Source organism: Streptomyces sp. NPDC002144 (assembly GCF_053593695.1).
In genome coordinates this window covers 24,141-37,845 of record NZ_JBSFDB010000026.1, presented here as the reverse complement: position 1 = coordinate 37,845, position 13,705 = coordinate 24,141, and the positions used below count along the sequence as shown (strand labels likewise).

The following is a 13,705-nucleotide window of genomic DNA, read 5'->3' as shown; positions in this document are numbered from 1 at the left end:
CGGCGAAGCGCGGGGGTGCGAACGACGTGCTCACGACGTCAGATACGCCTCCACCTCACTGAACTGCCCTGCGGGCCAGCCGGTGTTGGCGCTCACCGAGAGCCTGAGATAGCGCAGGTTCGTACCGCTCGGCAGGGCGACGGTCGCCGTGTTGCCGGTCGCCGGGTCGAAGCGGTAGCCGGTGGCACCGAGGACGGTCGAGTAGGCCGAACCGTCGGTGCTGCCGAGCACGGTGATGGTCTGGGTGCGCGCGCCCCAGGCGGAGGAGGGCGGCAGCTTCAGCACCAGCCGGCGGACCGCGTAGGAGGAGCCCAGGTCGACCGTCCAGGACTGCGGGAAGGCGTTGTTGGTCGACTCCCAGTAGCTGTTCGCGTCGCCGTCGACCGCCTTGCCGGGGGTGTAGACGTCCTGTGAGCCGGTCGCGGTGGCCGCACGGCCCTTGGCGAGGTTGCGGTTCGGGTCGGGGTCGGGGTTGCCCTGCCCGGGCTGTGGCCAGGTCGAGCAGTCCGCCCAGGTGCTGCTCCAGCCGGAGTTGCCGCCGCCGTCGGTGAGGACGAAGGTGCCGGAGTTCGCCGGGTAGGGGCAGTTGTAGATTCCCGCGGCGCCGACGCCCGTCGCCGTGACGTTGCGCAAGGTGGCCGCGCCCTGGGCCTCCGCCTGGACGACGACCGTGCCGGTGCCGCGCACGGTCGCGCCGTCCACGGTGACGTTCCTGACCGGGTAGCCCTGTCCGCCGCCCGACACGAACTCGAAGGCGCTGTACGGGCTGTCGGTGACGGTGGTGTTGGTGATGTTCACCGTGGCGTTGACCGCGCTGTCGTAGGAGTCGACGCGCAACGCGCCCATGGGGTGGTTCCAGTTGGGGTTCATGGCGCCGGTGCGGACGAGGGTGTTGCCGTCGACCGTGATGGTGCCGGCGAGCGGGGAGAAGGGGTCGAGGAACTTCTGGTTGGAGATCGCGATGCCGCTGCCGAGGGCGTTGGTGTCGGAGACCAGGTTGTTCCTGACGGCGATGTCGGTGCCGCCGTAGATCGCGATGCCGTTGGCGAGGTTCGGCTGGGAGACGGTGTTGTTCTCGAAGCTGGAATCGGTGTCGGGCGAGTACAGCGACCACATGGCGAGCGCGTCGTCGCCCTGGTCGCGCAGGAAGTTGTTCCGGACGCGGACGCCCTTCGCGGTGCCGTTGAGGTTGATGCCGTCGGCGGTGGTGTCGAGGATGCGGCTGTTCTCGATGACGAGGTTGTCGTTGTTCCCCGTCAGCCAGAGGCCGACCTTCAGGTGCTGGATCCACATCCCGGAGACCGAACTGTTCGGCCCTAGCGAGCCGTTGACGAAGTTGTCAGGGTTGGAGTCGACCCGCTCGGTGACCTCGCCCATGACGGCGAAGTCCTTGATGCGGACGTTTCCGGAGGAGCTGGACTGGTCGATGAAGCGGGAGGTGTGGACCACGGAGTACCAGCTGCCGGCGCCCTGCAGGGTGACGTTCTGGACACCGTTGAGCGAGGACGTCAGCCTGTAGTCGCCGGGCGGGATCCAGACCACTCCCCCCTGGGCCGCGGCGATCGCGTCCCGGAATGCCTGGGTGGAGTCGCCGTTGCCGCTGGGGTCGGCGCCCTTGGAGGTGACCGAGACCGATCCCGCGGGCTGGGTGGCGGCGGCACCGACCTGCTCGAAGTCGGCCACGTCCACGGTGACTTGTGTGCCGGTCGACTGGAAGGCGACCTTGTCGCCCGGCTGGAGGTTCTGGCCGAGCAGCAGTCGGGCGTTGTCGAAGAAGTGGTGCGTCTTGGCGCCCGGGATCCAACCCGTGTCGATGTAGGAGTACTTGGAAGTGACCGGGAGCGTCTTGGCGAGCTTGGTGCCGTTGATGTACACGTCGAGCGAGCCGGACTGGCCGTCGGGGACGCTGTAGGCGAGGTTCACGGCGTTGGCGGCGCGCGGCACGGTGAACTCGACGCGCTGACCGGAGGTGAGCCGTACGGCCTGGCGACCCGAGGCCTCCGAGGCGAGGGTGCCCTGGGTGTAGTCGGGGCCGATCTTCGAACCCGTGGTCGTCGCGGACTCGGCCTCGACGGAGGTGAAGGGCAGGGTGGCGCCGGCGGCCGCGTGGGCGGCCGGAGCGAGGGTGACGAGCGTGCCGGCCGCGAGGGCGACGACCGCCCCGATTGCTGGCATGCGCCTGACAGATCTGGACCTGGACATGTGCCGATCCCTTCGGGGTGGGGGTACGGGGACAGCGGGGTGCGGTCTCAGCCGCGCAGCCAGACCGCCGTGTCTGTGGGCAGCCGGCCGTCCTCGTCCAACGGGCCGCTGGTCAACAGGAGTTCGGTGTGGGGTGGGAGGCCGGCGCTCTCGTCGGCGAGGTTCACGACGCACAGGACGCCCTCCGCGCGGGCGAAGGCGAGAACGCCCTCGGGCGCGGGCAGCCAGGTGAGCGGACCGTCGCCGAACGCCGGCCGGAGCCCGATCGCGGCCCGGTACAGGCTCAGCATCGAGGCGGGGTCGGCGGCCTGGCGGTCGGCCGCGTACTCGGGCCAGTCGGCGGGCTGCGGCAGCCAGGGCTCCCCGCCGAATCCGGCGTACGGCGCCTCGGCCGCCCACGGCAGCGGCACCCGGCACCCGTCACGTCCCGGATCCGTGCCGCCGGAGCGGAAGTACATCGGGTCCTCGACGCGGTCGCGGGGGATGTCGGCCTCGGGCAGGCCCAGTTCCTCGCCCTGGTAGAGGTAGACGGAGCCGGGGAGCGCGAGTGAGAGCAGGGCCGCCGCGCGGGCGCGCCGGGTGCCGAGGGCGAGGTCGGTCGGGGTGCCGAAGGCCTTCTTGGCGAAGTCGAAGCCGGTGTCCGCGCGGCCGTAGCGGGTGACCGTGCGGGTGACGTCGTGGTTGCAGAGCACCCAGGTGGCGGGGGCACCGACGGGGGCGTGCTCGGCGAGGGTCGTGTCGATGGCCGTGCGCAGCCGGCCGGCGTCCCAAGGGCAGGACAGGAAGGAGAAGTTGAAGGCCGTGTGGAGTTCGTCGGGGCGGAGGTAGCGGGCGAAGCGTTCGGCGTCCGGGAGCCACACCTCGCCGACGAACATGCCGTCGTACTCGTCGGCGACCGCCCGCCAGGAGCGGTAGATGTCGTGGAGTTCGTCGCGGTCGATGAAGGGGTGGGGGTCGGGGGCGTCGGCGAGGTCGGGGAGGGAGGGGTCCTTGGCGAGCAGGGCGGCGGAGTCGATGCGGACGCCCGCGACACCCCGCTCGAACCAGAAGCGCAGGATGTCCTCGTGCTCCTGACGGACGGCCGGATGGGCCCAGTTGAGGTCGGGCTGCTCGGGTGTGAACAGGTGCAGGTACCAGTCGCCGTCGGGCAGCCGCTTCCACACCGGCTCGGTGGAGCCGACGAACTGCGACGGCCAGTCGTTGGGCGGCAGTTCGCCGTGCTCGCCGCGTCCGCGCCGGAAGTGGAACAGCTCGCGTTCGGGGCTGCCGGGTCCGGCGGCGAGCGCGGCCCGGAACCACGGGTGCTGGTCGGAGACGTGGTTGGGCACGATGTCGACGATGGTGCGGATGCCGAGTTCCCGGGCCTCGGCGATCAGCTTCTCGGCTTCGGCGAGGGTGCCGAAGGCCGGGTCGACGGCACGGTAGTCGGCGACGTCGTAGCCGCCGTCCTTCATCGGCGACAGGTACCAGGGGTTGAACCACAGGGCGTCCACGCCGAGTTCGGCGAGGTACGGCAGTCTGGTGCGGACGCCCGCGAGGTCACCGGTGCCGTCGCCGTCGCCGTCGGCGAAGCTGCGGACGTAGACCTGGTAGATGACGGCGGAGCGCCACCACTCCTTGCGGGCATGGCGGGACGGTCCCACGGTGCGTGCCTTTCTGTCGGAGGGAGGGCGTCAGCCCTTGGTGCCGCCCGCGCTGATCCCGGCGATGATGTGCCGCTGGAAGACCAGGAAGAGCGCGACCATCGGGATGCTGGCGATGACCATCGCGGCGATGAGCACGGTGAGCTGGATGTTCTGCGACAGCTGGACGAGGGCCACACTGATGGGCTGCTGGTCGGTGTCGGAGAAGACCATCAGCGGCCAGAGGAAGTCCTGCCAGACGGCGACGAGGGCGAAGATCGAGACCACCCCCAGCACCGGCCGCGACATGGGCAGCACGATCGACCAGAGCGTGCGCAGTCTTCCGGCGCCGTCCATCTCGGCGGCCTCCAGCACATCGCGTGGAAGCTGGTCGAAGAACCGCTTGAGCAGATAGAGGTTGAAGGCGTTGGCGACGGCCGGCAGCCAGATGGCGAGGGGTTTGTTGAGCAGTCCCAGGTCCGCCACGGTGAGGTACTTCGGTACGACCAGGGCCTGCGCGGGGACCATGAGGGTGGCGAGGATGCCACCGAGGATCAGCCTGCCGAAGGCGGGCCGGAGCCGGGAGAGGGCGTAGGCGGCCGCGGTGCAGAACACCAGCTGGCAGGCCCAGGCGCCGGCCGCCTGGACCACCGTGTTCCACAGGTGCCGCGGGAGCTGCATCAGGTCCCAGGCGTCGGTGTAGCCGCCGAGGTGCCAGTGGTCGGGGACGAGGGTCGGCGGGGTCCGCGCGATCTCCTCCGGCGACTTCATCGCGCCGGTCACCATCCAGTACACGGGGAAGAGGAAGGCGAGGGCGAAGAGCAGGACGACGGCGGTGAAGACCGTCCAGTAGAGAGCCTTGCCGCGGGGGCGGGCCAGGGTCGCCGGGGAGATCAGGGTCCGGGTGCTCACGCGTCCTCCTCCCCGGAGCGGGTCAGGCGCAGATAGACGGCGGAGAAGGCGCCGAGCAGCGCCAGGAGCATGACGCTGAGGGCGCAGGCACCGCCGAAGTCGTTGTAGAGGAAGGCGTACTTGTAGATCAGGTAGAGCACGGTGACGGTGGCGTTCTCGGGGCCGCCGCCCGTGATCACGAACGGTTCGGTGAAGACCTGCATGGTGGCGATGATCTGAAGGAGCATCAGCATCAGGATCACGAAGCGTGTCTGAGGGACCGTCACGTGGCGGACGCGCTGCAGCAGGTTGGCTCCGTCCAGCTCGGCCGCCTCGTACAGCTCGCCGGGGATGGACTGCAGGGCGGCGAGGTAGATCAGGACCGTGCCGCCCATGTTGGCCCAGGTGGCGACGAGGACCAGGGAAACCAGCGCGGTGTCGGCACCGTTGGACCAGTTCGAGGTGGGCAGGTGCAGGAAGCGCAGCGCCTCGTTGGCGAGGCCCGCACCTGGGTCGTAGAACCACTTCCACAGCAGGGCGCTGACCACGGGCGGGATCATCACCGGCAGATAGACCACGATCCTGAAGAACGCCCTCGCGTGCCGGAGTTCGTTGAGCACGAGGGCCATCACGAAGGGGATCGCGAAGCCGATCAGCAGGGCGAGGAGCGTGAAGGTCAGGGTGTTGCGCCAGGCCGCGGAGAACTCGGGGTCGTGCCAGACGCGGGTGAAGTTGTCGGTGCCGACCCACTCCGGCGACGAGCCCGGCGTGTACTTCTGGAAGGCGATCACGACGGCGCGGATCGCCGGGTACCAGGAGAACAGGGCGAAGCAGATCAGGCCGCCGAGGAGGAAGGCGTAGGCGCGGGCCTGGTCGGCCAGGCGGCGCCGTCCCCGGTCCCCTGCCGGGGACGGCGCCGGGACCGTGGGGGCGGCGGCCGTCCTGGTCCGCTGCCGCTCGGCCGTCTTCGTCATGGCCGTCAGCCCCGGGCCAGGATGCCGTCGATCTTGCCGGAGGCGTCCTTGAGGAGCTGGTCGATGTCGGCGTCCTTCTTGGTCAGGACGGCGGAGACGGCGGAGTCGAGGACGGAGTAGATCTGCTGGGCGTCCGGCGGCTCGATCTTCAGCCGGAGGCTGTGGTTGCCGTCGAGGAAGGCCTGGTAGTTCTCCACCGGGACATTGGCGTTGGCCTTCTTGACCTGCTGGTCCTTGGCGTCGGCGGCGCCGGTGAACAGGCGCGGTTCGGGCAGTCCGACGGGGGCGTTCGCCTTCTTGGCGCGGGCGTAGTCGCCGAGGAAGCCGGTGCCCGGGGTGAGGAACATGTGGTCGAGCCACTTCAGGCCCGCGCGGATCTGGGCGGGCGTGTCGTGCTTGTTGAACATGTAGCCGTCGCCGCCGATGAGCGTGCCCTTGCCGCCGGGCATCGGACCGAGCGCGAGGTCCTTGTAGTTGCCGCCCTTCTCCTTGACCAGGATCGGGATGTTGTCCGGGGCGGAGAGGTACATGCCGAGCTTGCCCGAACCCATCATCTGCTGCACGTCGTTGATGACCAGGAGCTGCTTGCTGCCCATCGAGTCGTCGGTCCAGCGCATGTCGTGCAGGTTCTGCAGGACGGCGTGGCCCTCGGGGGTGTCGATGGTGGCCTTCTTGCCGTCGGGGCCGACGACGTCGCCGCCCTGGGAGTAGAGCTCGGCGGTGAAGTGCCAGCCGCCCTGGTTCTGGGCGCTGTAGTCGGCGTATCCGACGGTGCCGTCGCCGAGGGCCGCGATCTTCTTGGCGTCGGCGCGGACCTCGTCCCAGGTCGTGGGCGGGCGGTCGGGGTCGAGGCCGGCCTTCTGGAAGAGCTTCCGGTTGTAGATCAGGCCCATGGAGTAGCCGGTGCGCGGGACGCCGTAGATCTTCCCGTCGACGGTGTAGATGTCGCGCAGCTGCTTCTGGAGGGAGTCGTAGCTCTTCAACTCCTTGATGTACGGCGTGAGATCGGCCGCCTGGCGGATGTCGACGACGTGCCTGGCGTCGGTGAAGTAGGTGTAGAAGACGTCCTCCATCTGCCCGCCGGCGAGCTTGGCGTCGAAGGTCTTGGGGTCCTGGCAGGGGAACGCGTCGTGCGCGACGACGTCGATGTCCGGGTGCTGTTTCTCGAAGGACGCGACGTCCTGCTCGAAGAAGCCGCGGTCGACCTTGGCGCTCTTGGGCGGCTCGCAGTTGACGGTGATGCGGGTCTTCCCGCTCGCCGTGCCGTCGTCACCGGACCCGCAGGCGGTGGCGGCGAGGGCGAGGGAGGAACAGACGCTGAGCGCGACGAACGTACGGCGGAAGCCGGTGCTTCTCATCGGTGGACCCCTCGTGGCAGGAGCGGTGGGCGCCGCACACTCAAGCACCGCCAACATCCGTCCGCAAGATGTCGCGCAGAATCTGTAATTATTCGACAGCTGAGGGGATCTCAGGGACGAGGAGCTTGCGCGGTCGAGCCGCGCACCACCAGCTCCGGCTCGAACAACAGCTCTTCGGCGGGTACGGAACCGCCGCCGACCTGCGCGTTCAGCAGCTCCACGGCCGCTCGCCCCATGGCCTCGATGGGCTGGCGGACGGTGGTCAGGGGCGGCTCGGTGCAGTTCATCAGCGCGGAGTCGTCGTACCCGACGACGGAGATGCGGCCCGGCACGTCCAGCCCCTTGCGGCGGGCGGCCCTGATGACGCCGAGGGCGAGCGGGTCGCTGGCGCAGATGAAGCCGGTGACACCGCGGTCGATCAGCCGGGAGGCGGCCGCGTGACCACCCTCGATGGAGAACATGGCCCGTGCGACATGCTCCTCGGGGAGGTCGCCGAGGACCTGGGCGGCGGCCAGCTTGCGGGCCGACGGCACATGGTCGGCGGGCCCCAGCACCAGTCCGATCCGCTCGTGCCCGAGCGAGGCGAGATGCCGCCAGGACTGTTCCACGGCCACGGCGTCGTCGCAGGAGACGCCCGGGAAGCCGAGGTCGTCGATGGACGCGTTGACCAGCACCACCGGGATGTTGCGCTCGGCGAGCCGGCGGTAGTGGTCGTGCGGGGCGTCGGCCTGGGCGTACAGGCCGCCGGCGAAGACGACGCCGGAGACCTGCTGTTGCAGCAGCAGGTCCACGTAGTCGGCCTCGGAGACGCCGCCCTTGGTCTGGGTGCACAGCACCGGCGTCAGGCCCAGCTGGGCGAGTGCCCCGCCGATCACCTCGGCGAAGGCCGGGAAGATGGGGTTCTGCAGCTCGGGCAGGACGAGACCGACGAGCCGGGCGCGCTCTCCCCGCAGCTGGGTGGGCCGCTCGTAGCCGAGGACGTCCAGGGCGCTGAGCACCGCCTGCCGGGTGGCCTCGGAGACACCCGGTTTGCCGTTGAGTACCCGGCTGACCGTGGCCTCGCTGACCCCGACCTTCTTCGCCACCTCAGCAAGTCGTCGCGTCATGAACGCAAGAATAGCGCAAGGAACGCAAGCGGCTTGCGTAACCGTGCCGGCTGTCGGCGGCGGAGGTTCAGTGGGCGGCCCACAGGCCCCGGACGTGCCCGAGGTGGCGGGTCATCACCTCGCGGGTGCGCTCGGGATCCCGGGCGAGCAGGGCGTCGAGGAGTTCGAGGTGCTCCTGCGCGGAGGCCTCCAGCCGCCCCGCCTCGACGAGAGCCGTCAGCCCGTACAGGCGCGAACGCTGCCGCAAGTCCCGTACGACCTCCACGAGATGGTCGTTCCCCGCCAGCGCCAGCAGTCCGAGATGGAACCGCAGGTCGGCCTCGACGTAGGCGATGAGGTCGCCCTTGGTGGCGGAGGTGACGATCTCCATCGCCTCGGGGCGCAGTGCCTCGACGTCCGCCGGCTCGGCGGTGGCCGCGAGGCCGACCGTCACCGGGATCTCGATCAGGGACCGGACGTGGGTGTACTCGTCGAGCTGCTTGTCGGAGACCTCGGTGACGCGGAAGCCCTTGTTGGGGACGATCTCGACCATGCCCTCCTTCACCAGCTCCAGCATCGCCTCACGCACCGGGGTCGCGGAGACACCGAGACGCGGGGCGAGGGCGGGCGCCGAGTACACCTGGCCGGGGCGGAGTTCACCCGAGATCAGGGCGGCACGCAGCACGTCCACGACCTTCTCCCGGAAGTTGGGCTTCCTGCCGCCGAGCGACGGCAGGGCGGGGCGGCGGCGCTGCGGGGCCATGGTGATCGTCCTCCTCGGGTCACCGGACATTATGGGGCTCGCCTACAGCACGAATCCCGCGGGGAAGGGGTCTTCCGGGTCCAGCAGGTACTGGGCGGTTCCGGTGATCCAGGCGCGGCCGGTGAAGCTGGGCAGGACGGCCGGACGGCCGGCCACCTCGGTGGTGCCCAGCAGCCGGCCGGTGAAGCGGGTGCCGATGAACGACTCGTTGACGAACTCGGTGTGCAGGGGCAGTTCGCCGCGCGCGTGCAGCTGCGCCATGCGTGCGCTGGTGCCGGTGCCGCAGGGCGAGCGGTCGAACCAGCCGGGGTGGATGACCATCACGTGCCGCGAGTGACGGGCGTCGGAGCCCGGGGCGTGGAGGTGAACGTGATGGCAGCCCCGGATGGAGGGGTCCTCGGGGTGGACGGGTTCGTCGGCGGCGTTGATGGCGTCCATGAGTTCCAGGCCGGCCGCGAGGATGGCGTCCTTGTGGGCGCGGTCGAAGGGGAGGCCGAGCTGGTCGATGGGGAGGATGGCGTAGAAGTTCCCGCCGTATGCCATGTCATATGTCACTGACCCGTCAGGCAACTCGACCTTCCGGTCCAGCCCCACCGCGAACGACGGCACGTTCCGCAGCGTCACCGCCTTCGCCGCCCCTCCCTCCACCGCCACCTCGGCGATCACCAGCCCGGCGGGGGTGTCGAGGCGGATCGTGGTCACCGGCTCGACGACCTCGACCATGCCGGTCTCCACCAGGACCGTCGCGACTCCGATCGTGCCGTGTCCGCACATCGGCAGATAGCCGGAGACCTCGATGTAGACCACGCCCCAGTCGCAGTCCGGCCGGGTCGGCGGCTGCAGGATCGCGCCGCTCATCGCGGAGTGACCGCGCGGCTCGTTCATCAGCAACTGCTTGATATCGTCGCGGTGTTCGCGGAAGTACAGCCGCCGCTCGTTCATGGTGGCGCCGGGGATGGTGCCGATCCCGCCGGTGATCACGCGGGTGGGCATGCCCTCGGTGTGGGAGTCGACGGCGTGCAGGACGAGTTTGCTGCGCATGACGTCTCCTTACACGAGGCCCGCGGCGACGGCCTGTTCGGTGGCGGCCCGGACCGCGGCCTCCTGCTCGGGCAGCAGCGGCATGCGTGGCGGCCGCACCGGGCCGCCGTACCGGCCGACGATGTCCATGGACATTTTGATGGCCTGCACGAACTCGACCCGGGAGTCCCAGCGCAGCAGCGGGTGCAGCTGTTCGTAGAGCTTCTTGGCGGTGGCCAGGTCGCCGTCGACGGCCGCCCGGTACAGCCGGGTGCTCGCGGCGGGCAGCGCGTTGGGGTAGCCCGCCACCCAGCCCTTGGCGCCGGCGATCGCGAGCTCCAGCAGGACGTCGTCGGCGCCGATCAACAGGTCCAGTTCCGGGGCGAGTTCGGCCAGCCGCCAGGCCCGGCGGACATCGCCGGAGAACTCCTTGACGGCCTGGACGTACCCCTCGCCGTGCAGCTTCGCGAGCAGCTCCGGGACGAGGTCGACCTTGGTGTCGATCGGGTTGTTGTACGCCACGATCGGCACGCCCGCCTTCGCGACCTCGGCGTAATGGGCGAGCACCGAACGCTCGTCGGCGCGGTAGGCATTGGGCGGCAGCAGCATCACGCAGGCGCAGCCCGCGTCACGGGCCTGCTCGGCCCAGCGCCGTGACTCCGCCGAGCCGTAGGCGGCGACGCCGGGCATCACGCGTGCGCCGCCGATCGCGGCCACGGCGGTCTCCACGACCTTGGCGCGCTCCTCGGGCGTGAGCACCTGGTACTCGCCGAGCGAGCCGTTGGGGACGACACCGTCGCAGCCGTTGTCGACGAGCCACGCGCAGTGCTCGGCGTACTTGTCGTAGTCGACGGACAGGTCGTCGGTGAGCGGGAGCGCCGTGGCGACGAGGACGCCGCGCCAGGGGCGGTGGTCGGTCATGAGGGCCCTTCCTCGGTGGGGTGGTCGGATTCCCGGGCCAGGACGCCGAGCGGCACGGGCCGGGCGAACGGCCTTCTGGACGGGGTGAGTTCGCAGCCAGCGAGCCCGGCGACCGCGGGCCCGCACATCCGGCCCTGGCACCAGCCCATGCCGGCCCGGGTCAGCAGTTTCACGGTGCGCGGATCGCCCGCACCCAGTTCACCGACGGCCTCGCGGACGGCGCCGGCGGTCACCTCCTCGCAGCGGCAGACCACGGTGTCGTCGGTGACCTGGTCCGTCCAGTGCGCGGGCGGCCGGTACACGTCGTCCAGCGCTGCCGCGAACTGCCGTAGTTTCCTGCGGGACTTGAGGGCTTTGACGTCCGGGGCGGGCTCGGTGCCGGTCAGGCGTGCGGCGGCCGAGGCTCCCGCGATGTGTCCCTCGGCGAGCGCGAGCGCGGAGCCCCCGACGCCGGTGGCCTCCCCCGCCGCCCAGACGCCGGGGACGTCGGTGCGCTGCTCGTCGTCGACGTGGACGCTGTTGCCGTCGAGACGGCACCCGAGGCTCTCCGCGAGGTCGGTGTGCGGGAGCAGGCCGTGGCTGACGGCGAGGGTGTCGCAGGCGATGCGGCGTGCGGTGCCGGGGCAGACACGCCCCGTCGCGCCGAGGGCGGCGACGGTGACGCCCTCCACCCGGTCGGTGCCGTGCGCCTCGATCACGGCATGCCCGAAGAGCGGGCGTACCCGGCGCCTGAGCAACCGGCCCGCGTACAGGGCGCCTTCGGCGAGCTTGCCGGGCTGGGCCGCCAGCGCGCGGGGCCGTCGTACGAACATCCGGGGGTCGGCGGACTCCACGAGTGCCACCACCTCCGTCCCCGCGTCGGCGAGTCCGGTGGCGACCGGCAGAAGGAGGGGCCCGGTCCCGGCGACCACGGCGAGCCGGCCCGGGACGGCCAGTGTGCCCTTCAGCACGGCCTGGGCGCCGCCCGCGGTGACGACGCCGGGAAGGGTCCAGCCGGGGAAGGGCAGCACCTGCTCGTACCCGCCGGTGGCCAGGAGCACGGCGTCGGCGCGGACGGTGACGGGGTCCTCCTGCTCGGGGCCGAGCAGCGCGTGGACGGCGAAGCCCTCGGCCAGCCGCTCGACGAACCAGACGTGATGGTCCGTCAAGTGCCGTACGTGGCCCGCCCCGACGCGGCCGCGCAGTCCGTCCCGCAGTCCCTCCCAGGTGCGCCACTGGTGGTGCAGGGCCTGGGGGCGGCGGGCGCGCAGTTCGCGGGCCGGCTGACGGTAGAACTGGCCGCCCGCCTCCGCGGCCGAGTCGATCAGCGTGACCCGGACTCCGTGCGCGGCGGCCAGGGTCGCGGCGAGGCCCGCGGGGCCCGCGCCGATCACCGCGAGGTGCGGTCGGTCAGTCATCGTGGCCGGTCCCCTCCTGGGTACGGATCACGTCGCCCGGAGCCACCGGCACCAGACAAGCCCGTTGGTTGGGGCGGTCGTTGACGGTCACCAGGCAGTCGAAGCAGACGCCGATCCCGCAGAAGACGCCGCGTGGCCGGCCCTCGCCGCGGGTGGCGCGCCAGGAGGTGACGCCCGCCGTCCACAGCGCGGCGGCGACGGTCTGGCCGGGCAGGGCCTCGATCTCCCGCCCGTCGAGGGTGACCGTGAAGGGCGGCCCGGGGCGGGCGTCGGCCAGGTCGAGCGGCGAGTTCACAGGGCCTCCTCGGCGAAGCGGTCGGGCCGGAACGGCGCGAGGTCCAGGTCGGGGGTCTTCGCGGTCAGGACCTGCGCGATCAGATGTCCGGTGCCGGTGGACAGGCCGATCCCGGCGCCCTCGTGACCGCAGGCGTGGTGGAGACCGGGGACGCGCGGGTCGGGGCCGATGGCGGGCAGATGGTCGGGCATGTACGGGCGGAACCCGGTGTAGGCGCGCAGGGCCCGGACCTCGGCGAGGAAGGGAAACAGCCGGGTCGCGCCCGCGGCGAGGGAGCGCAGGGCGGGGAGGGAGAACGACCGGTCGAAGCCGACGCGTTCGCGGCTCGCGCCGATCAGGACGGGCCCCGCCGCCGTCCCCTCCACGACCGGCGAGGTCTGCAGCGCGGCCGAGTCGCTGGCCACGTCGGCCACGTAGTCGGCGGCGTACACCTTGTGCCGGATCCGGCGCGGAAGGGGCTCGGTGACGAGGACGAAGCCGCGGCGCGGGAGGACGGGCAGGGTGGTGCCGGCCAGGGCGGCGATGTCGGCGCCCCAGGTGCCGGCCGCGTTGACGAGGGAGGGGGCGTGGATGTCGCCCCGGTCGGTGCGGACGCCGAGGACCGTGCCGTCGGGGCGGCGCAGTACGTCCGTCACGGTCCGGCCGGTGTACAGGCGGGCGCCCGAGGCCCGTAGCAGATGGGCGGCGGCCAGCGCGGGCATGACCTGGCAGTCCTGGGGGTAGTGCACGGCACCGGGCAGGCCCGGGGCGAGGTGGGGTTCGAGGTCGTAGAGGTCCGCGCCCGCGACCGGCTCCGCGATGACCCCGGCCGCGCGCTGTCCGGCGGCGAACCGCTCCAGGGCGGTGAGGCCGCCGGGGGACGTGGCCACCACGACGCCGCCCTTGGCCTCGTACTCGATCAACCGGCCCAGTTCTCCGGCAAGTTGGTCCCAGAGGCGGAGCGAGAGGAGGGCCAGGTCCAGCTCCGGTCCGGGCTCCTTGTCGGAGACGAGGAGGTTGCCCTCCCCCGCGCCGGTGGTGCCGCCGGCCACCGGACCGCGGTCGACCACCACAACGTCCAGGCCCGCCCGGGCCGCGTACAGGGCGCATGCGGCGCCCGTCATGCCGGCGCCGACGACCACGACATCGCAGGTCAGTGGCTGGCTCACGCCAGTACTATGTCACATACCACTGGGCG

12 protein-coding genes are annotated in these 13,705 nt (G+C 71.1%); all 12 read right to left on the bottom strand.

Going from position 1 to position 13,705, the window contains the following annotated elements:
* Positions 1-30: 30 nt before the first annotated feature.
* Positions 31-2,175: a discoidin domain-containing protein gene (locus ACWCQ1_RS32750; RefSeq protein WP_358596838.1), complete on the bottom strand. Its 2,145-nt coding sequence runs from the start codon at positions 2,173-2,175 to the stop codon at positions 31-33.
* 74 nt (positions 2,176-2,249) lie between these two features.
* Entirely contained in the window at positions 2,250-3,845 is a 1,596-nt protein-coding gene (locus ACWCQ1_RS32745) for a glycoside hydrolase family 13 protein (RefSeq protein WP_451028013.1), read from the bottom strand.
* A 30-nt stretch (positions 3,846-3,875) separates the two neighbouring features.
* Entirely contained in the window at positions 3,876-4,736 is an 861-nt protein-coding gene (locus ACWCQ1_RS32740) for a carbohydrate ABC transporter permease (RefSeq protein ID WP_358596832.1), read from the bottom strand.
* Positions 4,733-5,689, bottom strand: coding sequence for a carbohydrate ABC transporter permease (locus ACWCQ1_RS32735; protein ID WP_451028012.1), 957 nt, complete (start codon positions 5,687-5,689; stop codon positions 4,733-4,735). The genes ACWCQ1_RS32740 and ACWCQ1_RS32735 overlap by 4 nt, the downstream gene beginning before the upstream one ends.
* A gap of 5 nt (positions 5,690-5,694) precedes the next feature.
* A complete protein-coding gene (locus ACWCQ1_RS32730; RefSeq protein WP_451028011.1) occupies positions 5,695-7,047 on the bottom strand; it encodes an ABC transporter substrate-binding protein in 1,353 nt (450 codons plus the stop codon).
* Positions 7,048-7,157: 110 nt separating this feature from the next.
* The gene (locus ACWCQ1_RS32725; RefSeq protein WP_207929666.1) at positions 7,158-8,153 is read right to left on the bottom strand and encodes a LacI family DNA-binding transcriptional regulator; all 996 of its coding nucleotides are present in this window, start codon (positions 8,151-8,153) and stop codon (positions 7,158-7,160) included.
* 67 nt (positions 8,154-8,220) lie between these two features.
* Positions 8,221-8,895: a GntR family transcriptional regulator gene (locus ACWCQ1_RS32720; RefSeq protein ID WP_133042014.1), complete on the bottom strand. Its 675-nt coding sequence runs from the start codon at positions 8,893-8,895 to the stop codon at positions 8,221-8,223.
* A 42-nt stretch (positions 8,896-8,937) separates the two neighbouring features.
* Entirely contained in the window at positions 8,938-9,936 is a 999-nt protein-coding gene (locus ACWCQ1_RS32715) for a proline racemase family protein (RefSeq protein ID WP_451028010.1), read from the bottom strand.
* A gap of 9 nt (positions 9,937-9,945) precedes the next feature.
* The gene (locus ACWCQ1_RS32710; RefSeq protein WP_358596820.1) at positions 9,946-10,836 is read right to left on the bottom strand and encodes a dihydrodipicolinate synthase family protein; all 891 of its coding nucleotides are present in this window, start codon (positions 10,834-10,836) and stop codon (positions 9,946-9,948) included.
* Entirely contained in the window at positions 10,833-12,233 is a 1,401-nt protein-coding gene (locus ACWCQ1_RS32705; RefSeq protein WP_358596817.1) for an FAD-dependent oxidoreductase, read from the bottom strand. The genes ACWCQ1_RS32710 and ACWCQ1_RS32705 overlap by 4 nt, the downstream gene beginning before the upstream one ends.
* Positions 12,226-12,528, bottom strand: coding sequence for a (2Fe-2S)-binding protein (locus ACWCQ1_RS32700; protein WP_358596814.1), 303 nt, complete (start codon positions 12,526-12,528; stop codon positions 12,226-12,228). Before ACWCQ1_RS32700 ends, ACWCQ1_RS32705 begins: the two co-directional genes overlap by 8 nt.
* Positions 12,525-13,676 carry an NAD(P)/FAD-dependent oxidoreductase gene (locus ACWCQ1_RS32695; protein WP_451028009.1) on the bottom strand — a complete coding sequence of 384 codons (1,152 nt, stop codon included), beginning with the start codon at positions 13,674-13,676 and terminating at the stop codon, positions 12,525-12,527. The genes ACWCQ1_RS32700 and ACWCQ1_RS32695 overlap by 4 nt, the downstream gene beginning before the upstream one ends.
* Positions 13,677-13,705: the final 29 nt, after the last annotated feature.

Excerpts from the sequence above, each read along its gene's own strand:
- ACWCQ1_RS32750 (WP_358596838.1), bottom strand. The coding sequence starts at position 2,175 with ATGCCAGCAATCGGGGCGGTCGTCGCCCTCGCGGCCGGCACGCTCGTC.
- ACWCQ1_RS32735 (WP_451028012.1), bottom strand. The coding sequence starts at position 5,689 with ATGACGAAGACGGCCGAGCGGCAGCGGACCAGGACGGCCGCCGCCCCC.
- ACWCQ1_RS32730 (WP_451028011.1), bottom strand. The coding sequence starts at position 7,047 with ATGAGAAGCACCGGCTTCCGCCGTACGTTCGTCGCGCTCAGCGTCTGT.
- ACWCQ1_RS32725 (WP_207929666.1), bottom strand. The coding sequence starts at position 8,153 with ATGACGCGACGACTTGCTGAGGTGGCGAAGAAGGTCGGGGTCAGCGAG.
- ACWCQ1_RS32720 (WP_133042014.1), bottom strand. The coding sequence starts at position 8,895 with ATGGCCCCGCAGCGCCGCCGCCCCGCCCTGCCGTCGCTCGGCGGCAGG.
- ACWCQ1_RS32715 (WP_451028010.1), bottom strand. The coding sequence starts at position 9,936 with ATGCGCAGCAAACTCGTCCTGCACGCCGTCGACTCCCACACCGAGGGC.
- ACWCQ1_RS32710 (WP_358596820.1), bottom strand. The coding sequence starts at position 10,836 with ATGACCGACCACCGCCCCTGGCGCGGCGTCCTCGTCGCCACGGCGCTC.
- ACWCQ1_RS32705 (WP_358596817.1), bottom strand. The coding sequence starts at position 12,233 with ATGACTGACCGACCGCACCTCGCGGTGATCGGCGCGGGCCCCGCGGGC.